Below are 24,075 nucleotides of genomic sequence, written 5' to 3' on the forward strand. Positions count from 1 at the left end.
AAAATAAAGCTGCTGGAACTAGAGCGAGAAAATCATCTTTAGCTTTAGAGAAACTTTTAAAAGAATTTAGAAAGTTATCTTTAGAGGAATCTAAAAAATAATAGACAAGCCGTATACATTAAGATACGGCTTTATTTTTTGATTATAGTACGATATATATAAATATATACATATGTAAATATATACATATGTAAATACATGTATATAAGCATAACTATTGTACAACTCCAATTTTCAGGACCATAATAGGGTTTTATAAAAGTGTAACTCTTACATTATCTTAAGCAGCGATTTTTCATAAATTTCAATACAACCATAATTTTTTATAAATTTCGCTATAAGTTTTTCTACTTTAGTATATTATAAAAAAGCAAAAATGATTTTTCTAAAAGAGGCAATAGACATTCATGTTTTTTATTTTTAAATTAATTCCTTACCTTTCTACTTAACTTACTTATGTGATAAATATCTACTTATCTCCCATATTATTAATGAGAGGTGGATATGCTTACTATACTTTTTGATAATATTTCTATGCTATTTTTCATTTCTTCAGTTGTTAGATGTCCGAAACCGATTCGCATAGCAGTGATAGATTTGTTTTGATAAAGTAATGTTCTTGGAATTAACAAATTATATTTAACACATTCTTGGCTTATTTTGAGTAGATTAACTGATTTTTGCCATTCTATCCAATAGGCAAGCCCACCAGTAGGAATTTGATAGTTTATATCATTACCGAATGTCTCTTTTAAAATATTTGCAAAATTATTACGACGCTGCTGGTAAATTTTTATTGACTTTTTTAAGTGACGATGTATTTCACCCTCTTCTATTAACTCCCCCAATACCTGTTCCATCATAATATCTCCTTCTCGATCAATAATGCCAAGATATTTTCGCATTTCATATATTAGATTTTCTGGAGCAACAACAAATCCAGTTCTAAATCCTGGTGGCAATGTTTTTCCAAAAGAACCTACATACACCACCATACCGTTGGTGTCTGCACTGGCAATTGGAAGTGTGGTGTTTTTGTCATACTGAAATTCGTAGTCATAATCATCTTCTAAAATAACAAAGCCAAATTCATCAGCAAGTTGAAGAAGTTCCATTCTTCTACTACCGCTTAAAGTTACAGTTGTAGGATAATGATTGTGTGGTGTAAGGTATAGCGCCCTAATGGTTGTATGCTCACATAATTCTCTTAATTTGTCAACTTGTATACCGTATTTATCTATAGGAATTGTTAGGATTTGGGCTCCATTTTTTTGAAAAATCATGTTAATGGCAAAGTAACTTGTTTCAGCAACAACAACTTTGTCTCCTTTTTCTAATAAAATTTGAGATATAATATAAATACTTGCATCAACTCCTCTTGTTATAAGAATATTTTTATCTGAAATATGTAATCCTCTAGTCAAATTCAGATAATTAGACAGTTGCTTTCTAAAATAGATACTTCCTTCTTCTTTAGAATAAGCCCATTTTTTTTGATTTTGTTTTCTTTTTAAGCTAGCCGAATAAAATTTAGTAAAGGTCTCAATTTGTGTGACTCTGTAATCTGGAGTACCATCATTCCATCGATACAAAAAATCACCATATTCGTAAGGATTATCAAGAATATTAGTCTTATTGAAACTAAATCCCGTTTGTCTTGGATAGGAATAAAGCTGTAGAGATTCTGAGCTCTTAATTTTTATCTTTTCTGGTTCTTTATCTAGAATAAATGTCCCTCTATTGGAATGGATTTGAACCCAACCTTGCGCATCCAATTCTTCATAAACTGCTATAATGGTTTTTCTGTGAACACCTAAAAGTTCACTAAGCGTCCGACTACCAGGTAACTTCAGACCAGTAGGTAGATAACCTCTTTGGATAGCATTGATAAACTGAAAAGTAATTTGTAAGTAAATAGATGTAGAAGAATCTCGATCTATAGATATGAAACTTTGAAAAGGAATATTAACCGGACTACTCATGATATTTAAAATGGTACCTTATAGTGTCCGGAAAGATAATAATTTTGTCGCACAAATAAAAACAATGAATTTTTACAACCTTTTACAAAAAATAGTTCAGCAAAATGAAATGCATGCTAAATGGCTGAATACGCTGTCTTTCATGGAAAATGCAGGAGCAAGAAAAATATCTGCTTGCGAGCATCCGACGAAAGTTAGTTTAATTCAACTTAAACACGCAGCAGAAGAGCATCGTCACGCTTATTATCTGAAAAAACAAATTTTAAAAATCAGTCCTGAAGTCTGCAAAACGTATAAAAATAATGAACTTTTGGCTTCCATTGCAACGAGGCAATACTTACACTCTTTAGATATTAAAGCTTGTAAATATCTTCAGCAGAATTTCAATTTGAATAAAGAAGATTTGAAATATGCGGCTTATTTATTTGTGACCTATGCTATTGAAGTTCGTGCTGATGAATTGTACCCTATTTATCAGGATATTTTAACTAAGGTTTCTTCCAAAATTATAGTGAAATCAATTATTCTAGAAGAAGAGGGACATTTGGAAGAAATGATTAATCAATTGGAGGAATTTTCGGAAGACTGGAAGGTTCATGCAGAAGTTATTTTAACCATTGAAAAAGATTTATATGAGCAGTGGGTTAATGCAATTTCAAAGGAGGTTTCAAAATGGAATCATGCACAATAATTTCCTCTATTTTAAGGAAGCTTTAGAAGAAAGAAAAGAAAACGGAATCTTAAGAATTTTAAAACCAAAAGAGAAAGGAATCGACTTTTATTCCAATGATTATTTAGGATTGGCTACAAACAAAGAATTTCAGGATTTATTATTAAAAAAAATCTTAGAAAATCCCGAATTATTAAAAGGGAGCACAGGCTCTAGATTAATAAGTGGAAATAGTTCTGTTGTTACCGAAGTCGAAGATTTCATTGCCAAAGAACATAAATTTGAATCAGCTTTACTTTTCCCTTCTGGATATAATGCGAACTTAGCTCTGTTTTCAACACTTCCAAATCGACATGATACGATTATTGTGGATGAAAAAATTCATCGGTCTGTGCATGATGCTTGTAAAATGTCATATGCTAAGAAATTAAAATTTAAGCACAATGATGTTGAACATTTAGAGCTAATTTTAAAAGGACAAAATGGGATTTGTTATGTGGCGATTGAAAGTCTTTATTCGATGGATGGGGATATTGCTCCTGTTAAGGATATTGTCGAAATAACGAAAAAATATAAAGCACATCTGATTATCGATGAAGCGCATGCTTTTGGTGTTTTTGGGTATGGTTTGGTTGCTCAATTGCATTTGCAAAATAGTGTTTTAGCTACGGTAATTACTTACGGAAAAGCTTTGGGAACGCATGGTGCATCTATTTTAACAAATGAAGTAATTAAATCTTACCTCATTAATTTCGCAGCCTCTTTTATCTATACAACTTCAGCACATGATTTTCTATGGATGAGTATAAAAGAAGGATATAATTTTCTAGAAGCAAATCAACATTTATGCGTTGAATTAAAGAAAAATATTAAAATTTTTCGAAAGCATAACCTTCAAAGTATTTCTTCAGAAAATAGTCCAGTTCAGGCAATTTTAATTACCAATAATCGTCAATTAATAGCTTTGAAAGAAACTCTATTTGATAGTGGATTTTTGACATATGCTGTTTTCAGTCCCACGGTAAAAGAAGGAACAGAAAGATTGAGGATCTGCTTGCATAGTTTTAATAAAGAAGAGGATATTATAACGCTTACAAATATTATTAAGCAAAACATTTAAAAATGAAATTATTTATTACTGGAATCGGAACAGAAATAGGTAAAACGGTTTGTTCGGCAATTTTGACAAAATATTTTAATGCAGAGTATTGGAAACCCGTTCAATCTGGAGATCTCGGTTTTTCAGACACCATGAAAGTCAAAAAATGGGTTGGAAAAGATACAGTTTGCCATGCAGAAACCTACTGTTTTCAGTTGGCAGCATCACCGCATCAATCTGCAAAAGAAGAAGGAATTACTATTGATTTAAATAAAATAAAACTTCCTGAAACAAAAAATAATCTTATTGTAGAAGGTGCTGGGGGACTCATGGTTCCAATCAATGACAGTGAATTTATTATTGATTTAATTGAAGAATTAAATCTCCCAACGGCATTGGTTGTCAAAAATTATTTAGGTTGTATCAATCATACTTTATTGTCGATAATGCTTTTAAATCAAAGAAAAATTACATTGCAATATTTAATTCTCAACGGAGACTTCCCATCAGATACTGAAAGGATTATTTGTAAAAATATTTCATCAGAAACAAAAATTATAAGAATTCCGGAAATCGAAAACATAACAAAAGAAAATATAGAAAGTATTACAAAACAATTAGAAAAGATATGAGAGATAAAACAAAATTGAGGAATGATTGGACCAAAGAGGAAATCGAAGAAATTTATAATCAGCCTTTACTAGAATTAATCTACAAAGCAGCAAGCGTTCACCGCGAATGGCACAATCCTGAAGAAGTTCAAATGTCGACATTGTTATCTATTAAGACAGGTGGTTGCCCCGAAGATTGCTCTTATTGTGGACAAGCGGCACGTTATCACACGGATATAAAAGTTCAGGCTTTGCTGCCGACGGAACAGGTGATTGCACATGCTCAAAAAGCAAAAGACAGTGGATCCTCACGTTTTTGTATGGCAGCAGCGTGGCGAGAAGTTCGTAACAATCGTGATTTCGATAGAGTTATTGACATGGTAAAGGGTGTAAACGAACTTGGAATGGAAGTTTGCTGTACGTTAGGAATGCTTACCGAGGAACAGGCAATTCGTCTTCAGGAAGCAGGATTGTATGCTTACAATCACAATTTGGATACTTCGGAACAATATTATGAAGAAATTATTTCAACAAGAACTTTCGATAACAGAATTAATACTATTAACAATGTCAGAAAAGCAGGAATTACCGTTTGCTCAGGGGGAATTATAGGCCTTGGAGAAACACACGGAGACAGGATTTCGATGCTTTTAACGTTATCGACAATGCCAAAACATCCAGAATCTGTTCCGATTAATGCATTATCTAGAGTCGAAGGAACACCGCTTCAGGATAATGAAAAAACGAATACTTGGGAAATGGTTAGAATGATTGCTACAGCGAGAATAATTATGCCGTCATCGATGGTTCGACTCAGCGCAGGAAGAATTGAAATGACCGAATTTGAGCAAGGGTGGTGTTTTATGGCAGGAGCCAATTCTATCTTTACAGGAGAAAGAGAAACCCTTTTGGTGACCCCAAATCCAGGAGTTTCGGAGGATATGCAAATGTTGCAGACATTGGGATTAAAACCAATGAAAAGAGCATCGGAAAAAGTTATAAGCTGTGAATTATAAGTTAAGAGTTTGTTTTTATAATTTCTAAAATCTAATTTCTACAATGAGTTTACAACAACGCGACAAAGACGTCAATTGGCATCCTTATACGCAAATGAAGATTGCCGAAGATACAATTCCTATTGTAAAAGGAAAAGGAGTCTATCTTTTTGATAATCAAGGGAATCGATATATTGATGCGGTTTCTTCATGGTGGGTAACGATTCACGGCCATGCACATCCGTACATAGCACAAAAGGTTTCGGAGCAGTTGAATACGTTGGAGCAGGTCATTTTTGCCGGATTTACACATGAACCCGCTGTCCAGCTTTCGGAGAATTTATTAAGTTTATTACCTGATAATCAACAAAAAGTTTTCTATTCGGATAATGGTTCGACTGCTGTTGAAGTAGCTTTGAAAATGTGTATTCAATATTGGTATAATCAAGGGAAGAAAAAGACGAAAATTCTCGCTTTTAAAGACGCTTATCATGGCGATACCTTTGGTGCAATGTCGGTAAGCGGAAGAAGTGTTTGGACGAAACCGTTTGGAGAAATGCTTTTCGAAGTTATTTTCATGGATACACCGACTTCAGAAAATTTGAATGATTTAAAAGCAATTATTCAAAATCATTCGCAAGAAATAGCTTGCTTTATTTATGAACCTCTGATTCAGGGAGCTGCAGGAATGTTGATGCACAAAGCGGAAGACTTATCAGTATTAATGAAAATTTGCAGAGAACAGAAAGTTTTAATGATTCAAGATGAAGTCTTTACCGGATTTGGGAGAACAGGAAAACTATTTGCTGCCAATTACCTTTCTGAGAAACCAGATATTATGTGTTTTTCAAAAGGATTAACTGGAGGAACAATGCCTATGGGAATTACTACTTCCTCCAATGAAATTTTCGAAGCTTTTTTGTCGGATGATAAATACAAAACCTTATTTCATGGACATTCTTTTACTGCAAATCCGTTAGCTTGTACCGCGGCTTTGGCAAGTATGGAGTTATTATTGAAAGAAGATACTTTGACTCATATTAAATTAATATACGAGAAGCATTTAAATTTTTCCAAAACATTACAACAACATCCAAAAGTTGAAAATGTAAGATTGATCGGAACTATTTTAGCTTGGGAAATTAAAAATGATAAACAAACTTCTTATTTTAATGAAATAGGTAAAATTTCATATAATGAATTTCTGAAAAGGGGAATTATTATGCGTCCGTTAGGAAACGTAATGTATCTCGTTCCACCTTATTGTATTACATCTGAAGAATTAGATTTGGTTTATAAGAATATTTTAGAAGTAATGGATTACTTATAATAAGACATTCTTTAGTTCGTCTTAAGATTAAACATACTTAAACTCTAGAAATAATTTTGTTTTTAGAGTTTAGTTTTTTTCTCCACTAAAATATAAAACAAAATTTATTCGAGAAAGTTCATTTAAAACTCCTGAATACTCAGAAAGGGATTGATTTTATGTCTGATTCATTTATTAATATTAGAGCATTCTGTAAATTTTGTTACTAAAAATGTTTTCATACACTCAGGTCTATTATTTAGTTCCTAAAGGTTTACAGGTAGTATCCAAATTATAACTTTATTACTTTAACCCGTAGTGCATTATTAAGTTAAATTAATTTTCAGATTATTGATGTTTCTACCAAACACGAACCTGTTTAAATATTGTATAGTGGTTAAGGTGGTTATTTTGGAAAGAATCCTTGTTTTAAAACCTTTAAAAGATTTAGCATAATTACGTCTAATCATAAACTGATCACACAATTGTGAGAACAAGGTTTCTATACGTTTTCTAAACTTTTTAAATTGATAAAATTGTGGTTTGTAGTCTTTCTGATTTTTTCTTTTTGGCGTTTCCAATTGTATATTTACCTCATTAAATAAGTCTAGCTGTATAGTGCTAGAAAGATAGCCCTTATCGGCAAGTATCACACAATCGGATAGTTGCAATTTAATATCTTGTAAATAATGAATATCATGAACCGAAGCAGGAGATAAATCAAAGCTCTGAAAAACACCATTAATTGAACAAACAGCATGTAATTTATACCCGTAAAATGTAAGTTTTGAGAGGCTCAAAATCCTTTATTTGGAATAGCGTAATCTGTTTCTTTACAAATTTTACTACGTGATGAGCGTGAAATTTTACAAACCTCCAACGGCATACTATCTACTACAAAAAAGGTTTCAAACTCATTAAATTTTTCAACCATTTTCATTCTGATTTCTTCCATAAATGGATATAGTTTTCTTTTTCTTCTGTTATAAACGCTTCGCTCAATTCTGGATGCAATTTCAAAACCTTTTATGTCTCTAAAAAGTTGATGTTCAGAATCAATCGATTTGAATTCCGCCAAAATCATTAAGCTAATCAATTCTATATCAGATAGCTTTGGCTTTATTGGCTTGAAATACATATTTTCAAATTCTGCTATTTTACGTAATTCGATTAAAATTAATTTGTAACTTGCTTCTAAGTTACTCATAACTGTATCTGGTTGTAAGTCAATACAATATACTAATTGTTAGTGTTTTGAGCAACTTTTTTTATAATGCACTACGGGTATATAAATATAAAAAGTCACTTCATGGAGATAACTGGGGAACAATTAATAGCTGCAAATAAGATTTATAACTATTTAAATAGTATTACTGATTTAGATCTAGAATTAAAAAATAATTGGACGGATATCAGCAGTGATATGATTGAGTTTTTGCAATCTCCAAAACTTATAACTTATTTAAAAACAAATACTAATCTTAATGGTATTTTAAACCAATCAGATTATAAAAGTATGAAAGGCGAAATATTGAAAGATAGGAAATTTATTATAAATTGTGTTCTAAAATATAACGTGAATGATGAGATTTTTAGTCCAGAAGAAAAACAAGGTGCTTTAGATTTCTTTTTTGGTTCAAATGAATAAAATTTATTTTCTTTTTCTTTTATCTCTGATCACAGCATCAACTACTCCAAGTATCACGACTTCGTCGCTTTCATCAATAGTTACACTTTTTGCATAATCACTATTCAAAGCCACTAAGCGATTATTCGCTTTATCGTATCGTTTTAATGTATATTCTGAACTATTAATAGACACAACTATATCATCTCCATCCGTAGGGTAATAGTCGGAACGTATGATGATAATATCGTTTTCTAAATACTCTGGATACATTGATAATCCTTTCACACGATTTACAAATGTACTTTCTACTTTAGACAGATAACGTTCGTCTAAACTGATGCGATCACTTAAAAAATCTTCTGCAGGAGATGGGAATCCAGCACAAACTCCACCACATACTTGTACATACTTTTTTTCTCCTTCTGCATGGATGGTTAGGTTTTCTAATTCAGTTCCAAAATAAGGTGCTTTTTTAAATGTTATCATTGTATGGTAAGTATATCATTCCAATTTGTTGTATAGTTAGGACTTAATAAATCTTGTCTCATTTTCCATGTTTTATCTAATGCTTGAGAACCAATTTTTAATTTTTTAACTCCATATTTAAAATTCATTTGATCCATAACATTCATCAGTTTTCGATGCTTTGGGTGCTCGTCTTCGAATAAATTGAATTGTTTTTCACTTTCGGGTGTTATTCCACCAACTATAACACCCGCTTTTTTATAGGCATACCCTTTTTTATAAATAGCATCTAATCCAATTTTTGCATATTTAATAATCTCAATAGATGAATTAGTAGGGAAGGGGATAGTTACATTGATTGATTGGTAATATTGTGGTTTATCTGTTTGAAATCTATTGGTAAAAATAAAAACAGTAACTATTCTACAAGTAGAATGTTGGTTGCGTAATTTTTCAGCACAGGTGGTTGCAAAAGTAGCAATGCGCTCTTGTAGATAGGTTTTATCTTCATACGTTTTATCAAAAGATCTTGTCGTAGCAATATTCTTTTTTGTTTTTACATCTTCAAGTTCCATAGCAGATATGCCTTCTAATTCCTTTTTTAGTCGTAAACCAACTACAGTAAGTTCCTTTCGGACATATTCATCAGGAAGATTTGTAAAATCTAATGCTTTATTTACTCCTTTTGCCTTTAATTTTTTAGCAAATTGTCTACCAATACCCCATACATCTTCAATAGCTAACCATCGCAAAGCTTTAATCCGTTTTTCTTCGGAATCTATAGCATATACACCTTCTAATTGCGGATATTTTTTAGCTATCCTATTGGCCACTTTAGTTAATGCTTTTGTGGGCGCAATTCCAATACACGTTGGAATTAAAGTGTTTTTAAGCACTTCTTTCCGTATCGCTTTTGCATACGATACTAAATCATAATTTTCAAATCCCTTGAATTGTAAAAAGCTTTCATCTATCGAATAAACTTCTAAATCAGGTGTATATTTTCTAAGGATTCGAGTTACACGGTTACTCATATCGCCATACAGAGCGTAGTTTGATGAAAATACATTTACACTATTATCCTGAAATAACTTTCTGTATTCAAAAGCGGGTGCTCCCATTGGAATACCGAGTGCTTTTGCTTCGTTAGAACGCGCCACAACACAGCCATCGTTGTTGCTTAACACAACAATTGGCTTATGCCGTAATTGAGGTTTAAACACCCTTTCACAGCTTGCGTAAAAATTATTACAATCGACTAAAGCATACATCCTACAAAATTATTAAATTAGTAAACGTGCTAAAGTTAAATTATTATGATGCCAAGAAACGTCGTTTGTTTAGCGTTAGATTTAGGAAATTCATTAGAACCTGAGCATATATCTAACATTGAGATTGTAGCGAAAAATTTAGAAGATTTTAATAATCGTTTTCAAACAGATTTTTATCTTTTTTATGATACGGATGGATATACTTTTGAAATCCCTGAACAATTTATAATTAATGATTTATTAAATTGGTTTGTTGAAGGTATTGGAGAATTATTAGCTTTTTCATATTCCCCAACTCGGGACAGTTATTTTGATTTAAATTCTTATTTAAATGATCGCAAAACAGAGTTAGACTTTTTACATAGTTTTGAAATGTATAACAATTATCGTCAACGTTATATTGATTATGCCCCATTAGGATTTTTAGAAGAGGACTCGTACTTTTTTATAAAAGAAAATCTTACTAATTTGATATTAGATTATTCCCGAAAATTTAATTGATAAGACCAATTTCTGCAAGTTATTTATTTACTAATAGGCGAAGTTTAAAATTATTTATTTTCGTTTATTTTGTTTGTTTCGTTTATTTCGTTTAAATTTGTTTAAATAATTTAAAGTATGGAAGCATTAGACTATATAAAAAGACCCACTAAGAAAGAACAACGAGTGGCTATTGAATCTTATTCAGCACTTTCTTCGATTTTATCACAATTGAAGCAAGATGATACTGAAATAGAAATCGAAGAAACAAACGACAGAATTAAAATACCTTTTAAGGCTTTAAAACTTTTAAGTGAAATTTTAAAGTCAATGAGTGAAGGAAATCCAATATCTATTGTCCCTATTGCAACGGAAGTAACTACTCAAAAAGCAGCTGAAATATTGGGTTGTTCACGACCACATTTAGTTAAACTTTTAGAGCAAGGTGAAATTGATTTTACAATGGTTGGAAGACATCGTCGTATTCTATTTGAAGATGTAATCAAATATAAAAACGAAATGAAGCAAAAACAGAAAAAGCATATCATTGATATTATGAACTTTGATGACGAAATAGGTTTATATGATTCATAGTGTAAGGTACAAAGCTGTTCTTGATACCAATGTAATATTTCCTATCGTTATTAGAGATTTATTATTTTGGTTTGCTCATTATGATTTATATACCCCAAAATGGAGTAAAATCATTTTTGATGAATGGAAATCTGTAATGATTCGAAAGGGAGTTGAATCTTCACAAGCAGAGAAGCGGATTAACGTAGCAAATTTGGCATTTCCCGATGCTTTAGTATTAAATTATGAAGGATTAATTGATAATTTAAATTTACCTGATAAAGATGATAGACATGTATTAGCTGCTGCTATTAAAGTAAATGCTAATATTATTGTAACGAATAATTTAAAGGATTTTCCGGATGATTATTTAGACTCTTTTGGATTGAAGGCAGTTTGCGCTGATGATTTTCTAACGGATATTATAGATTTAAATCCAAAAATAGCCATTCAAGCTTTTAAAGATTTGGTATTAAATCGCAAAAACCCGGCAATGGATGAATTTCAAGTATTAGAAAGCTTTAGAAAAAATGGATTAAATCAAACAGCAGATTATTTACATGCTCTTTTGTAATTTAATTATACCAAAAATCGACCGTTTTCTAGGACTACTTTTTAGTAGTCTTTTTTTTATTTCCTTTAGTGCTTTTTATCGTTATTTTTATTAGTTTCGTAAAATAACCTTTTATAGTACTTTTTATGATTATAGGATATGCGAGAGTTTCTACAAAAGATCAGAATCTAGAAAATCAAATTGAACTGCTAAAACAACGTAAATGTGAGAAGATATTTTCTGATATTGCGAGTGGAGTAAAAGAAGATCGAAAAGGTTTATTAGAACTTTTAGAATTTGCTCGACCAGGTGATACAATTTTGGTTTATAAGAATGATCGCATATTCCGGTCACTTAAAAATATGGTGGATCTAATTGAAACTTTCAATCAAAAGAAGATTCATTTTAAATCCATAACAGAACCAGAATTTGATACCCAATCTGCAAATGGAAAATTTTTACTTCAAATTTTTAGTGCAGTTGCAGAATTTGAACGTAATCTTATTAGCGAAAGAACAAAACATGGATTAGAAGGAGCAAGGAGACGCAATGAAACTTTAGGTAGACCTAAAGGTATTTCTAAAGAAACTCTTGAAAAATACCAATATGCAAAGCATCTTTACGACAATAAAAAAATGAGTATTGATAAGGCATGTAAACAAGCTGGAATAAGTAAAACAACGTTTTATAGAGTAGAAAAAAGCAATATATAAATATATATATATTTCTATGAATTATATTATCCCACCAAATGTATTATTGTAAATAAAAAAATTTTATTTTTTAGACATCGAAGTAGATTATCACTATCATGGTAGAGTAATATAATGATTTCTATAAAAATTACATAAAAGGGTAATTGACGTATAATGTCATGCTAAATTGCTATTTTTAACAAAAATAACTTTATTATGGAAAACATAATTGTAATCAACAATATTGAAGTTGAAATTTCTAAAATCTATCAACAAAAAACGTACTATACTTTAATTGAAGGTACACCCGGTGAAGAATTAAATGATAAGATTTTGGCTGAAATTAAAGAACAAGCTAAAAGTATCTTCAATAGAGATTCATTTTACGTTATGGATCCACGTGAAAATGCCGATGACAATTTTCCTCAAAATACCATTATTTTAGAATTAATGGTTCTTAATGATTTAGAAGACTATTCTCCATTAACAGTTATATTTTTTCAAGATAAATATGCTTTCCCAATTACAGCGGAAAATATAGAAAGTATAAAAGAAATACCTATTGGGCTATTATGGTCAGATAATAATTTGAATTCAAGAAAGCATTTACAATAAATCCATAATTTGAATCAACAACAAAATGTTCTTTTTATACCTTTAAAACAAATAAATACTAAAACTAAATAATGACAACCACAGCCCAAAGAGCAGAACTACAAGCAAAAATATGGAAAATCGCCAACGAAGTACGTGGCTCAGTAGACGGATGGGACTTTAAACACTTTGTGTTAGGAACTTTATTCTATCGTTTCATAAGTGAGAATTTTACTAGTTATATCGAGGGTGGTGACGAAAGTGTAAACTATCCAAAATTAGCAAACGACATTATTACACCGGAAATCAAAGACGATGCTATTAGAACAAAAGGATACTTCATATATCCAAGTCAATTGTTTATTAACGTGGTTGAGAAAGCAGGTAAAAACGATAATTTAAATACAGACCTAAAAGCAATTTTTACAGATATAGAAAACTCAGCAAATGGTTATGATTCTGAACAAGACATCAAAGGTTTATTTGCAGATTTCGATACTACAAGTACACGCTTAGGTAATACGGTTGAGGAAAAAAATAAGCGTTTAGTATCTATTTTAAATGGAGTTTCAGAATTAAACTTTGGAAAGTTCGAAGAAAGTCAAATTGATTTGTTTGGAGATGCATATGAATTTCTAATCTCGAACTATGCAGCTAATGCTGGAAAATCGGGTGGTGAGTTTTTTACTCCTCAAAACGTTTCCAAATTAATTGCGCAATTGGCAATGCACAAGCAAACTTCTGTAAATAAAATTTATGATCCTGCGGCAGGATCTGGTGCATTGTTATTACAGGCGAAAAAACATTTCGATAACCACATTATTGAAGAAGGATTCTTTGGTCAAGAAATCAATCATACCACTTATAACTTGGCGCGTATGAATATGTTTTTGCACAACATTAATTACGATAAATTCAACATTCAATTAGGAGATACTTTAACGGAGCCACATTTTATTGACGATAAACCATTCGATGCGATTGTTTCTAATCCTCCGTATTCAGTTAATTGGGTAGGATCTGATGATCCCACTTTAATTAATGACGATCGTTTTGCACCGGCTGGAGTTTTAGCACCTAAATCAAAAGCAGATTTTGCTTTTGTATTACACGCGTTGAATTATTTATCAAGTAAAGGACGTGCAGCCATTGTATGTTTTCCTGGTATTTTTTACCGTAGTGGGGCAGAGCAAAAAATCAGAAAATATTTAGTAGATAATAATTTCGTTGAAACAGTTATCAGCTTACCAGGGAATTTATTCTTTGGAACTTCAATTGGCGTAAATATTTTGGTTTTATCTAAACACAAGTCAGAGTACAAAACGCAGTTTATTGATGCCAGTGGGGAGGAATTTTACAAAAAGGTAACTAATAACAATATGTTAGAAGATACCCATATTGATAAAATTATGGATTTGTTTGATTCGAAAGAGTTCAAAGAACACGTTGCTATTACCATTGAAAATGAAAAAATTGCAGAAAACGATTATAACCTTTCGGTAAGTACGTATGTAGAAGCTTTAGATACACGCGAAGTTATAGATATCAACGTATTAAATTCTGAATTAGAATCTACGGCTAAAAACATCACAGATTTACGTAACGCAATTGATAACCTTGTAAAAGAAATCGAAGGATGAGCAAATTAGAAGAGTTGTTACAAGGAGTAAATGTAGAATGGATTCCTTTGTATGAAGTTGCAGCAATGATTAGAGGTGTTCGTGTTACTAAAAAAGATTTAATCGAAAATGGCAAGTATCCTGTAGTCTCTGGAGGGGTAGGATTTATGGGATATGTAAATGAATATAATCGTGAAGAAAATTCAATAACAATTGCTCAGTACGGTACCGCAGGATTTGTAAAATGGCAAACTGAAAAGTTCTGGGCGAACGATGTAGCATTTACTATATTTCCAATTAACGAAGAATTAGTACTAAAAAGATTTTTGTACTACTTTTTAATAAGTAAACAAAATTTTTTGTACGAGATTTCAAATAAAATTGCTGTTCCATATAATATTTCAAAAGATAAGATTTTAAATATCCCAATCCCAATCCCTTGCCCTGATAATCCAGAAAAATCCCTTGAAATCCAACAAGAAATTGTTCGCATTTTAGATGAATTAACTTCTTTAACGAACCAATTAAAAAATGAATTAGAAACGGAACGCCAAACCCGTAAAAAACAATTTGAGTTCTTCCGTGAGCAGTTGTTTAGATTTGAAAGTAAGGATGTGGAATGGAAAACTTTGGAGGGTATATCAAAATTAATAACAAAGGGTACAACACCTAAAAGATATACAAACAATGGAATATCTTTCATAAAAACAGAGGCCTTTGATGGCTCTATAATAGTTCGGAAAAAATTATCATTTATCGATGAAGATACACATCAAAAAGAATTAAAGCGCTCAATATTACAGGAGAACGACATTTTAATTACTATTGCGGGAGCAACAATAGGGAAATGTGCCATTGTACCGAGAGAATTACTGCCCGCTAATACTAATCAAGCATTAGCAATTATAAGATTAAATAATTCAATTGTTATAAAGTATATCTTTCATTTATTGAAATCGGGTCTCATGAAAAGTTATATAGAATCAAACTCGAAAGGGTCAGCACAACCTAATTTAAATTTAAAGCAATTAAATGACTTTTTAATACCTGTTCCATCCATTGAAGAACAAGAACGCATTGTTCGTTTATTAGATCAATACGATGAAGCCACCAAAAACATTGTAGCGCAATTAGAAAAAGAAATAGAACTCAGAAACAAGCAGTACGAATATTATAGAAACTCGTTACTAAACTTTTTGAAAAATTAATTAATAGCCTACTAACTATTATGAGTCAAACACTAACCGAAATAGCACAAAAATTAATAAGAGCAACAAAAGAGGAAGGAAAGAAATTTCGTAAAACTCAATTAATTTATGCGTTTAATGGTACGGGAAAAACACGTCTTTCTCGTGAATTTAAAGAGGTAGTAGATCCTAAGGATCAAAAAACACCAGAGTCTCCAATAAAGTTTATGTATTACAATGCATTCACAGAAGATTTATTTTATTGGTTTAATGACTTGGAGGCAGATACTAATCGTAAATTATTAGTACATCCTAACAATTTTACAGAATTAGCATTATCTTTTTTAAAAGATGAGAATCAACATGGCAACATTATTACTAATTTCCAGAAATACACTAACAGATATATAACCCCAAATATAAATGATGATTTTACAGAAATTGCCTTTGATTATTTGGCCGGTGGAGATAATAGCGATACAAACATAAAAATATCAAAGGGAGAGGAAAGTAATTTTATTTGGTGTGTTTTCTATAGTTTAATTGCGCACATAATTGATCTTTTAAATGAGGAAAGAGAAGATCGTTCAAGTGATAAATTCGATGAATTAGAATATATCTTTATCGATGATCCAGTGAGTTCATTAGATGATAATCATTTAATTGACCTAGCAGTTGATTTATCAAATTTAATTAAGAAAGCTAAGCTGACAAATGTAAAATTCATTGTTTCTACGCATAATCCATTATTTTATAATGTTTTGTATAATGAATTGAATCGTGAGAAAAATACTGGTAGATATAGACTACAAAAACTAAATGATGGGACATATCTTTTAAATGACTCAAACGATTCTCCTTTTTCTTATCATATATTCTTGTTAGATGAGTTAAATGCAGCGGCTATTACCAGAAATATACACAAGTATCACTTTAACTTACTTAGAAACGTTTTAGAAAAAACCTCTACTTATTTAGGCTTTAATCATTGGGAAGATTTAATACCTATGTATGTTAATACGAATGATGTACCCATAGCTGTTCGCTTGATTAATTTATATAGTCATAGTAAACATTCAGGTGATGAAATGGGAGTAATTCAAGAAATAGAAAAAGATATGTTTATAAAAGTTTTTAAATCATTATTAACAAAACATAACTTTAAATTACAATATAATGAACTTCTTGAAGTAGAAGCACAACCACAAACACAACAGTTACAAGATGCCTAATTTCAACACCATTGCAGAAACTAACAATTATATTGTTTTAGATAAATATACTAAGTTCTATGAGCTGAATGAAGCGCCAGTGGCGTATCAATCAGAAACAGCTCTTGAAAAAGAATTTATACAAGATTTAATAAATCTTGGTTATGAGAATCCAACGCATTTAAAATCAAATGAAGCTATGCTGGCGAATGTTCGCACCGAATTGCAGGCACTGAATAATGTCGTGTTCTCAGACAACGAATGGAATCGTTTCCTAGTAGAGTATTTGGATAAACCAAGCGATAGTCTAATCGATAAATCCCGAAAATTACACGATAATCACATTTACGATTTTGTGTTTGATGATGGGCGTATACAAAATATTTATTTAGTAGATAAAAAATCAGTTACTCGTAACAAGGTTCAAGTTATATCTCAAGTAGAGCAAACAGGTACACATGCCAATCGTTATGACGTTACCATTTTAGTCAACGGAATACCTATGGTACAAGTAGAACTTAAAAAGCGTGGTGTTGCTATTCGTGAGGCGTTTAACCAGGTACATCGTTATTCTAAAGAGAGTTTTAATTCTACAAATTCGTTATTTAAGTATTTACAACTGTTTGTAATTTCTAATGGTACAGATACTCGTTATTTTGCCAATACAGTGTCACGCAACAAAAATAGCTATGATTTCACAATGAATTGGGCGAAAGCCGACAATTCATTAATTAAGGATTTAAAGGATTTTACTGCAACTTTTTTTCAAAAAAACACCATTTTAAATGTATTACTAACCTATACTGTTTTTGATGTAAAAGATACATTATTGGTTATGCGACCTTATCAGATTGCAGCAACTGAACGTATTTTATGGAAGATAAAAAGTGCTTATCAAACAAAGAAATGGTCTACATTAGAAAGCGGTGGATACATTTGGCACACCACAGGATCTGGTAAAACGTTAACTAGTTTTAAAGCAGCACGTTTGGCCACTCAATTAGATTTTATTGATAAAGTGTTTTTTGTAGTGGATCGAAAGGATTTAGACTTTCAAACCATGAAAGAATATCAAAAGTTTTCTCCTGATAGTGTGAATGGATCAGATAGTACTGCTGGCTTAAAACGAAACATTGATAAAAGTGATAATAAAATCATTGTTACCACAATTCAGAAGTTAAACAACTTAATGAAAGGGGATGCAGATTTAGATATTTATCATAAACAAGTAGTTTTTATTTTCGATGAAGCGCACCGTTCTCAATTCGGAGAAGCGCAAAAAAACTTACAAAAAAAGTTCAAAAAATTCTATCAGTTTGGATTTACAGGAACACCAATTTTTCCTACAAACGCATTGGGTGCAGAAACTACAGCAAGTGTTTTCGGAACAGAATTGCATTCTTATGTAATTACTGATGCCATCAGAGATGAAAAGGTATTAAAGTTTAAAGTTGATTATCACAACGTTAAACCTCAATTCAAGGGTGTTGAAATGGAGGTTGATGAAAAAAAATTGAATGCTGAAGATACAAAAAAGGCATTTTTACATCCTGGTCGAATCAGCGAAATATCAAAATATATTTTACAGAATTATCGCATAAAAACGCATCGAACTAAAGGGGGAAATTCAGGATTTAACGCCATGTTTGCCGTTAGTAGTGTAGATGCGGCAAAGTGCTATTATGAAGAATTAAATCGTCAGCAAATCGGCAGTGATAGACCTTTAAAAATAGCAACCATTTTTTCATTTGCAGCTAATGAAGAACAAACAGCTATTGGAGAAATTTTAGATGAATCTTTTGAACCTTCTGCATTAAACAGTACGGCGAAAGAATTTCTTACAAAAGCTATTAAGGACTACAACAAAATGTTTAAAACAAGTTATGGTGTTGATAGTGATGCATTTCAAAATTACTACCGTGACTTATCTAATCGAGTAAAAGATAAAGAAGTCGATCTTTTGATTGTAGTTGGAATGTTTCTAACAGGATTTGATGCTCCGGCAATGAATACTTTATTTGTTGATAAAAACTTACGTTTTCACGGATTGATTCAAGCTTTTTCGCGTACGAATCGTATCCTTGATGCAACCAAAACGTTTGGGAATATTGTTACTTTCCGTGATTTGGAGCAAGCAACAGTTGATGCAATTACCTTATTTGGAAATAGCAATACAAAGAATGTTGTATTAGAAAAAAGTTACAAGGAATATCTAGAAGGTTTTACAGATAATTCAACAGGAGAAGCAAGAAGAGGTTTTGTAGAAGTTGTAAATGAACTAAACGAGAAATTTCCAAATCCTGATCAAATTGAAAAAGAAAAGGATAAAAAAGAGTTTACTAAGTTGTTTGGTGAATATCTTCGTGTCGAGAATATACTTCAAAATTATGATGAGTTCACAAGCTTAAAAGCTTTACAAACAATTGATATAAATGATTCAGAAGCAGTAGAAGACTTTAAAGAAATGTACCATGTTTCTGATGAAGATATTGCAGTAATGCAAGACATCGTTTTGTTACCTGAGCGTACAGTTCAAGATTATAGATCAACGTATAATGACATCCGTGATTGGTTACGAAAGGAAAAGGAAGGAAAACAACCAGAAGATTCTGAAATAGATTGGGATGACGTAGTTTTTGAAATTGATTTATTAAAATCGCAGGAAATTAATTTGGATTATATCTTAGAATTAATCTTCGAACACAACAAAAAAACAAAAGATAAAGTTGAATTAGTAGAAGAAGTAAGTCGTGTAATTCGTGCAAGTATTGGTAATAGAGGTAAAGAATCTTTAATGGTTGATTTTATTAATGAAACAGATTTAGATTCAATTCCAGATAAAGCTTCAGTTATTGATGCGTTCTTTAAATATGCACAAGTAAAACAAAAGGAAGAAGCAACAGAATTAATTGAAGAAGAAAACTTAAACGAAGAAGCAACAAAACGTTATATTGAGTCTTCATTAAAACGTGAATATGCAACTTCAAACGGTACTGAATTAAATACAATTTTACCAAAAATTAGTCCTCTAAATCCTCAGTATCTTACAAAGAAGCAAACCGTTTTTCATAAGATAAGTGCGTTTATCGATAAGTTTAAAGGAGTGGGAGGGAGATTGTAATTTAGAAAAAAATTAATAATAAAAAATATTAAACAATTTTCTCTTTTTCGGACTTTTACTCAGACTAAAATAAAAATGCTTTCCAATTGGAAAGCATTTTTTTTACATAAACTCCAAAATTTCTTGCTTCATCTTTGTCGGAAACTTTAAGTTATTTTCTTTCAAAAGGTCTTTGTCAATGGATTCAATTTCTTTGATAATTGAATTAAGTTTCTGGTCATTTAATGCTTCTAACTGCATTTGAATTTTGTACAATCTTAAAGATAATTTCTTTACATTTTTTTCTTCCATAGCTAATTAAAAATTTAATGTTGTTTGAATATTATTCTAAAATTACAAATAATTTTATTTATATAAAAAGTGAAAATTCCATTTTTATAAGAAAGTCTGTTTATCCGAAAATGAATGATTAAAGATATAGTGTATGTTTAGCGAGAGGATACGGGGCAATTTTGCCCCGTAAATCATATTGTATTGATAATCAATAAAATAACATACACTATAAATAATTTTGTAAACAAAAATGTAACAAGATTTTGTTATAATACTGTAATTTAGTAAATTAACTGTATTAAATAGTGTAACATATGTCTAATGTGGTTCGTGTTGATGTTTCAACAAAGTTAAAACTTGATCGTTTAAAAGAAGATTATAACATCAAAACTTTTGCGGAAGTTGTTGAAAAAATGACTTCATTTATCGTAGAAAATAAATTTGATTTGAATAGAAATTATGCGAATGATTGGCACAATATAATTGAAAAATCAAACGAAAAAAGTTTGAAAAGAATTGAAGATGTAATCAGAATAATTCGAAATATTGAGAAGGAATCTGTCATCCCAATTCGTAATCAAGTTTATGATATGTATCATAACAGTGATGTCAATTTTAAAGCCGAAGTAATCACTGAAGTAAAGAAAGATTTGGAAGTTAATTCTCCTGCGGAACAGGATCTGGAAAAATATAAAATTGAATTAGCGCAGGTTAAAAAAAGCAGAGATTTATATTTTAATGAATTGAATAATTTACGTCCACTAGTAAACGAACTTTTAAATTCTTTAACAACTAAATCTGGTTTAATGGGTTCAAAAGTTGAAGCAACTATAGCACCTGAAAGATTAAATGAACTAAAACAATTAATCAATAAATAATGTACATCAATTTTACCCCACATAAAGCAAACGTGAATAATTCTTCCGCTTCTTCTTGTGCGAATATTTTTGAATATTTAGAAAAGGAAGAGCGTGGCTTTGTTGAAGAAGATTCATTTTTTAAAGAGGAAAATAATGAGTCTATTGGTTTTTTTAATCAAGAAAATATTAACCTTTCTAAAGAAGATGTTATCCAAAATATTGATGAAAATAGAGGTAAAAGAGGTGTTAAAGAATCTAATTTTTATATGATAAATATTTCTCCTTCTTACTTAGAACAGAAACATCTTATAAAAAGAGTTGATCAATTTTTAGAAGAAAAAATTATTAATGAAAAACTTAAATTATCAGAAAAAGATTTAATTGCAGCTCGTGATGTGATGATGCGTGATCTTCTTATGAATTACAGCCGGGAAGTGATGAAAGAGTATGCAAATAATTTCAATCGAGAAATTAATGGAAAAAAATTATCTGAAAATGATCTGATGTATTATGGTAGAGTTGAGACGAGGCGCACGTATAATTTTCGAGATAAAAATGTCATCGAAAATAAAAAAATATTAGATAAAATAAATAGTTCGTCTGATAAAAACGAAATAAAAAAACTTCAAGAATCTTTACAAAAAGATTATTTTACTGGTGATGTTATTAAAGAAGGATCTCCTAAAGGTGGATTTAACTATCATGTGCATATTGTTGTTTCTCGTCATGATAATACCAATGATTCAAGAAATAAAATAAGTCTTTCTCCAATGACTCAATACCGTTCTCAAAATTCTAAATTGAATAATCAAGTAAATAAAACAATTGGTTTTAATCGGGATGTATTCTTTGAAAACGCTGAAAAAAGTTTTGATCAATATTTTAATTACAGAAGAGATTATTCGAAATCTTATGAAGCACATAAAAAAAAGGCAAGAACAAAAGGAATTCGTGAATTAACTAAACAGGGGATTGCAAACAGTGTTAAAAAAGAACTGAGTAATTATGCCGGAATAACTATTTCAAATCCTTCAAATCTTATTAAAATGCAATTGTCACAGACATTAGGAATAAATATTCCTACTCATTTAAAAATACCAACCAACCCAGTACAATTAACACTTAAAGTTGCCAAGACTGTTGCTAAAACTATTGAAAAAGGTTACGGAATGTAAATTACTATTGCTATGGAATATTTCTCTAATTTAACTACCGAAAATAAATTGATTGTATTGATAATGATTGTCATTTCAATAATAGGATTTATTTTATTTTTCCGAAAAGGATTTTTATACAAACTAATAGGTTTTCTAATAACTTTAGGTATCATTAGCCTTTATCTATATTTTTTTAAAAAGAATTATTTGTTTATTTCTCTCTTGGTTTTACCACCATTTTTAATTGGATTATTGACATCCTTTTTTAAATCGAAGCCAAAGGAAGCCGATCCAAAACAAGTTTATTTTCCGGCCAATAAAAGTAATATTTATATCCCCAATGTAAATACAGGTGTATTTATAGTTGCTGGAGCGGGATCAGGAAAAACGGAAAGTCCTATTTATTATTTAATGAAACATTTTGCAGAACATCAATTTACTGGTGTTATCTATGATTATAAAAATGGGGAATTATCTGAAATAGCTTTTGGACTATTTGGGGATCGTTTAAAAGCCATTTCATTGCATAATGTTAATTATTCCTATCGTATCAATCCAATTGCTCCACAGTATATAGAAAACGAAATAGATATAGAAAACATATCAAAATCAATTTTATTAAATCTAAAAGGAAAAGATGAAAAGGAAGATTTCTTTTATTCAGCCGGGGCAGGTTTGTTCGCAGCAATTATTTTAAAATTACGAACTTATCATCCTGAATATTGTACCTTGCCCCATGCAGTCGCATTTTTTTTAAGCTTGGAAGAATTGCTGAATGCAGATGAGGAAGAAAATGCACAGCCATTTAAACCTTTGGTAGATTGGTTAAAAACCGACTCACGAGTTATGAGTCAAGCTTCCGCTTTTTTAATGGGTATTCAATCTACTAGACAAACAGCCGCTGTATTAGCTTCGCTAGCTTCTTTATTACGTAAGATAGTAAATCTTGAAGCCTTTTACATTTTATCAGGAAACGAAATAGATTTGAATGTTAACGATCCAAAAATTAATATTGTACTGTCGGTTATTAATGAACCCAAAAATGCTTCTGCATTAACGCCACTATTAGCAGCTATATTACAAACAACAACTTCACAAATGATGCAACGCAATAGGAAACAAAGTTTTGTGTTATTAGACGAAGCACCTACGGTTAAGCTTTTAAATATGGCAAAAATACCTGCTACCATGAGAAGTTTTGGTGTAAGTACAGTTTACGCCATACAAGACATTTCGCAAGGATATGTACAGTACGGCCGTGATGATTTCCGTGAAATTACTTCCAACCTGGGAACTCAAATCCTAGGTAAATCTAATGATCCCGATACGGCTAAATTCAACGAACAATATTTTGAATTGGTAAAAGAAAAACAAGTTTCTAAAAACTTAAAAGGTGCTTCAGATTTATTTGGGTCTACAAATTCGAGAACCATTTCTCAACGTGAAGTTTCTAAAGTCCGGGCTTTTGAATTTACCCAATTTAAAGTAGGACAATTTGCATTTATTAGCGGTGGGAAATCTCAAGTAATAAAATTCAAAAAAGCAGATATAAATAAACCTCATTTGAATCTTGTAAGAACGGTTTCTAAAGAAGATTTGGAATTACATTTTCAAAAAATATTTGATGATGTGAAGAATTTATTTTAAAAAATTGGTTGTAATACAAAATTAATCTAAAACAAAATGCTCTTCAATAAAAAGCAGTAATAGTAAAATTACT

The 24,075-nt window shown here is 30.8% G+C and carries 22 protein-coding genes and 3 pseudogenes; 20 read left to right on the top strand and 5 right to left on the bottom strand.

Features of this window, described 5'->3' with window-relative positions:
• A pseudogene (locus QW060_RS23705) lies at window positions 1-101 on the top strand (histone H1-like protein); the annotation flags it as partial.
• Window positions 102-488: 387 nt separating this feature from the next.
• On the opposite strand, the gene QW060_RS23710 reads toward QW060_RS23705, so the two are convergent.
• Window positions 489-1,982, bottom strand: a complete 1,494-nt coding sequence (locus QW060_RS23710) for an aminotransferase-like domain-containing protein (protein ID WP_125019420.1) — start codon at window positions 1,980-1,982, stop codon at window positions 489-491.
• 64 nt (window positions 1,983-2,046) lie between these two features.
• Between QW060_RS23710 and QW060_RS23715 the strand changes: the two genes are divergently transcribed.
• From QW060_RS23715 to bioA, 5 genes are read left to right on the top strand one after another with little or no spacing between them, the layout of a single operon-like run.
• Complete coding sequence (locus QW060_RS23715; RefSeq protein ID WP_125019419.1) at window positions 2,047-2,673, top strand: hypothetical protein; 627 nt, start codon at window positions 2,047-2,049, stop codon at window positions 2,671-2,673.
• The gene (locus QW060_RS23720) at window positions 2,615-3,772 is read left to right on the top strand and encodes an aminotransferase class I/II-fold pyridoxal phosphate-dependent enzyme (protein WP_290365223.1); all 1,158 of its coding nucleotides are present in this window, start codon (window positions 2,615-2,617) and stop codon (window positions 3,770-3,772) included. Before QW060_RS23715 ends, QW060_RS23720 begins: the two co-directional genes overlap by 59 nt.
• A gap of 2 nt (window positions 3,773-3,774) precedes the next feature.
• Window positions 3,775-4,383: a dethiobiotin synthase gene (gene bioD / locus QW060_RS23725; protein ID WP_290365224.1), complete on the top strand. Its 609-nt coding sequence runs from the start codon at window positions 3,775-3,777 to the stop codon at window positions 4,381-4,383.
• The gene (gene bioB, locus QW060_RS23730; protein ID WP_125019416.1) at window positions 4,380-5,378 is read left to right on the top strand and encodes a biotin synthase BioB; all 999 of its coding nucleotides are present in this window, start codon (window positions 4,380-4,382) and stop codon (window positions 5,376-5,378) included. Before bioD ends, bioB begins: the two co-directional genes overlap by 4 nt.
• A gap of 43 nt (window positions 5,379-5,421) precedes the next feature.
• Entirely contained in the window at window positions 5,422-6,687 is a 1,266-nt protein-coding gene (bioA, locus tag QW060_RS23735) for an adenosylmethionine--8-amino-7-oxononanoate transaminase (protein WP_125019415.1), read from the top strand.
• Window positions 6,688-6,992: 305 nt separating this feature from the next.
• Here the strand turns inward: bioA and QW060_RS23740 are convergent.
• A pseudogene (locus tag QW060_RS23740) lies at window positions 6,993-7,873 on the bottom strand (IS982 family transposase).
• A gap of 102 nt (window positions 7,874-7,975) precedes the next feature.
• Here QW060_RS23740 and QW060_RS23745 point away from each other — a divergent pair.
• Complete coding sequence (locus QW060_RS23745) at window positions 7,976-8,314, top strand: hypothetical protein (protein ID WP_125019414.1); 339 nt, start codon at window positions 7,976-7,978, stop codon at window positions 8,312-8,314.
• Between the two features lie 3 nt (window positions 8,315-8,317).
• Here the strand turns inward: QW060_RS23745 and QW060_RS23750 are convergent, their stop codons facing one another.
• Entirely contained in the window at window positions 8,318-8,782 is a 465-nt protein-coding gene (locus QW060_RS23750; protein WP_125019413.1) for a LexA family protein, read from the bottom strand.
• On the bottom strand, window positions 8,779-10,032 hold the full coding sequence (locus tag QW060_RS23755; RefSeq protein WP_290365294.1) for a Y-family DNA polymerase: 1,254 nt from the start codon (window positions 10,030-10,032) through the stop codon (window positions 8,779-8,781). The genes QW060_RS23750 and QW060_RS23755 overlap by 4 nt, the downstream gene beginning before the upstream one ends.
• Before the next feature lie 45 nt (window positions 10,033-10,077).
• Between QW060_RS23755 and QW060_RS23760 the strand changes: the two genes are divergently transcribed.
• From QW060_RS23760 to QW060_RS23800, 9 genes are all read left to right on the top strand, one after another.
• A complete protein-coding gene (locus QW060_RS23760; protein WP_290365295.1) occupies window positions 10,078-10,533 on the top strand; it encodes a hypothetical protein in 456 nt (151 codons plus the stop codon).
• A gap of 117 nt (window positions 10,534-10,650) precedes the next feature.
• A complete protein-coding gene (locus QW060_RS23765; RefSeq protein ID WP_090410424.1) occupies window positions 10,651-11,106 on the top strand; it encodes a helix-turn-helix domain-containing protein in 456 nt (151 codons plus the stop codon).
• Window positions 11,096-11,659 (top strand): PIN domain-containing protein, encoded by a 564-nt coding sequence (locus QW060_RS23770; RefSeq protein ID WP_290365296.1) that lies wholly within the window; start codon window positions 11,096-11,098, stop codon window positions 11,657-11,659. The genes QW060_RS23765 and QW060_RS23770 overlap by 11 nt, the downstream gene beginning before the upstream one ends.
• Before the next feature lie 125 nt (window positions 11,660-11,784).
• Window positions 11,785-12,351: a recombinase family protein gene (locus QW060_RS23775; RefSeq protein WP_290365297.1), complete on the top strand. Its 567-nt coding sequence runs from the start codon at window positions 11,785-11,787 to the stop codon at window positions 12,349-12,351.
• A 198-nt stretch (window positions 12,352-12,549) separates the two neighbouring features.
• Window positions 12,550-12,948, top strand: a complete 399-nt coding sequence (locus QW060_RS23780) for a hypothetical protein (protein ID WP_290365298.1) — start codon at window positions 12,550-12,552, stop codon at window positions 12,946-12,948.
• 71 nt (window positions 12,949-13,019) lie between these two features.
• Window positions 13,020-14,567 (top strand): type I restriction-modification system subunit M, encoded by a 1,548-nt coding sequence (locus QW060_RS23785; protein ID WP_290365299.1) that lies wholly within the window; start codon window positions 13,020-13,022, stop codon window positions 14,565-14,567.
• On the top strand, window positions 14,564-15,754 hold the full coding sequence (locus QW060_RS23790; RefSeq protein ID WP_290365300.1) for a restriction endonuclease subunit S: 1,191 nt from the start codon (window positions 14,564-14,566) through the stop codon (window positions 15,752-15,754). Before QW060_RS23785 ends, QW060_RS23790 begins: the two co-directional genes overlap by 4 nt.
• A gap of 20 nt (window positions 15,755-15,774) precedes the next feature.
• Complete coding sequence (locus tag QW060_RS23795) at window positions 15,775-16,965, top strand: AAA family ATPase (RefSeq protein ID WP_290365301.1); 1,191 nt, start codon at window positions 15,775-15,777, stop codon at window positions 16,963-16,965.
• A complete protein-coding gene (locus QW060_RS23800; protein ID WP_290365302.1) occupies window positions 16,958-20,065 on the top strand; it encodes a type I restriction endonuclease subunit R in 3,108 nt (1,035 codons plus the stop codon). Before QW060_RS23795 ends, QW060_RS23800 begins: the two co-directional genes overlap by 8 nt.
• Window positions 20,066-20,167: 102 nt before the next feature.
• Here the strand turns inward: QW060_RS23800 and QW060_RS23805 are convergent, their stop codons facing one another.
• On the bottom strand, window positions 20,168-20,320 hold the full coding sequence (locus QW060_RS23805) for a hypothetical protein (RefSeq protein WP_290365208.1): 153 nt from the start codon (window positions 20,318-20,320) through the stop codon (window positions 20,168-20,170).
• Window positions 20,321-20,652: 332 nt separating this feature from the next.
• Here QW060_RS23805 and QW060_RS28700 point away from each other — a divergent pair.
• From QW060_RS28700 to QW060_RS23820, 4 genes and pseudogenes are all read left to right on the top strand, one after another.
• A pseudogene (locus QW060_RS28700) lies at window positions 20,653-20,907 on the top strand (BfmA/BtgA family mobilization protein); the annotation flags it as partial.
• Window positions 20,908-20,928: 21 nt separating this feature from the next.
• Window positions 20,929-21,216 carry a hypothetical protein gene (locus QW060_RS23810; RefSeq protein WP_290365303.1) on the top strand — a complete coding sequence of 96 codons (288 nt, stop codon included), beginning with the start codon at window positions 20,929-20,931 and terminating at the stop codon, window positions 21,214-21,216.
• Window positions 21,216-22,373 carry a MobB family relaxase gene (gene mobB, locus QW060_RS23815; RefSeq protein WP_290365304.1) on the top strand — a complete coding sequence of 386 codons (1,158 nt, stop codon included), beginning with the start codon at window positions 21,216-21,218 and terminating at the stop codon, window positions 22,371-22,373. The genes QW060_RS23810 and mobB overlap by 1 nt, the downstream gene beginning before the upstream one ends.
• Before the next feature lie 393 nt (window positions 22,374-22,766).
• Window positions 22,767-24,002: a type IV secretory system conjugative DNA transfer family protein gene (locus tag QW060_RS23820; protein ID WP_290365324.1), complete on the top strand. Its 1,236-nt coding sequence runs from the start codon at window positions 22,767-22,769 to the stop codon at window positions 24,000-24,002.
• Window positions 24,003-24,075: the final 73 nt, after the last annotated feature.

The sequence above is a fragment of the Paenimyroides ceti genome (assembly GCF_030409925.1).

Coding starts and splice junctions, on each gene's coding strand:
- QW060_RS23710 (WP_125019420.1), bottom strand. CDS start 1,982: ATGAGTAGTCCGGTTAATATTCCTTTTCAAAGTTTCATATCTATAGAT.
- QW060_RS23715 (WP_125019419.1), top strand. CDS start 2,047: ATGAATTTTTACAACCTTTTACAAAAAATAGTTCAGCAAAATGAAATG.
- QW060_RS23720 (WP_290365223.1), top strand. CDS start 2,615: ATGAGCAGTGGGTTAATGCAATTTCAAAGGAGGTTTCAAAATGGAATC.
- bioD (WP_290365224.1), top strand. CDS start 3,775: ATGAAATTATTTATTACTGGAATCGGAACAGAAATAGGTAAAACGGTT.
- bioB (WP_125019416.1), top strand. CDS start 4,380: ATGAGAGATAAAACAAAATTGAGGAATGATTGGACCAAAGAGGAAATC.
- bioA (WP_125019415.1), top strand. CDS start 5,422: ATGAGTTTACAACAACGCGACAAAGACGTCAATTGGCATCCTTATACG.
- QW060_RS23745 (WP_125019414.1), top strand. CDS start 7,976: ATGGAGATAACTGGGGAACAATTAATAGCTGCAAATAAGATTTATAAC.
- QW060_RS23750 (WP_125019413.1), bottom strand. CDS start 8,782: ATGATAACATTTAAAAAAGCACCTTATTTTGGAACTGAATTAGAAAAC.
- QW060_RS23755 (WP_290365294.1), bottom strand. CDS start 10,032: ATGTATGCTTTAGTCGATTGTAATAATTTTTACGCAAGCTGTGAAAGG.
- QW060_RS23760 (WP_290365295.1), top strand. CDS start 10,078: ATGATGCCAAGAAACGTCGTTTGTTTAGCGTTAGATTTAGGAAATTCA.
- QW060_RS23765 (WP_090410424.1), top strand. CDS start 10,651: ATGGAAGCATTAGACTATATAAAAAGACCCACTAAGAAAGAACAACGA.
- QW060_RS23770 (WP_290365296.1), top strand. CDS start 11,096: ATGATTCATAGTGTAAGGTACAAAGCTGTTCTTGATACCAATGTAATA.
- QW060_RS23775 (WP_290365297.1), top strand. CDS start 11,785: ATGATTATAGGATATGCGAGAGTTTCTACAAAAGATCAGAATCTAGAA.
- QW060_RS23780 (WP_290365298.1), top strand. CDS start 12,550: ATGGAAAACATAATTGTAATCAACAATATTGAAGTTGAAATTTCTAAA.
- QW060_RS23785 (WP_290365299.1), top strand. CDS start 13,020: ATGACAACCACAGCCCAAAGAGCAGAACTACAAGCAAAAATATGGAAA.
- QW060_RS23790 (WP_290365300.1), top strand. CDS start 14,564: ATGAGCAAATTAGAAGAGTTGTTACAAGGAGTAAATGTAGAATGGATT.
- QW060_RS23795 (WP_290365301.1), top strand. CDS start 15,775: ATGAGTCAAACACTAACCGAAATAGCACAAAAATTAATAAGAGCAACA.
- QW060_RS23800 (WP_290365302.1), top strand. CDS start 16,958: ATGCCTAATTTCAACACCATTGCAGAAACTAACAATTATATTGTTTTA.
- QW060_RS23810 (WP_290365303.1), top strand. CDS start 20,929: ATGTATCATAACAGTGATGTCAATTTTAAAGCCGAAGTAATCACTGAA.
- mobB (WP_290365304.1), top strand. CDS start 21,216: ATGTACATCAATTTTACCCCACATAAAGCAAACGTGAATAATTCTTCC.
- QW060_RS23820 (WP_290365324.1), top strand. CDS start 22,767: ATGAAACATTTTGCAGAACATCAATTTACTGGTGTTATCTATGATTAT.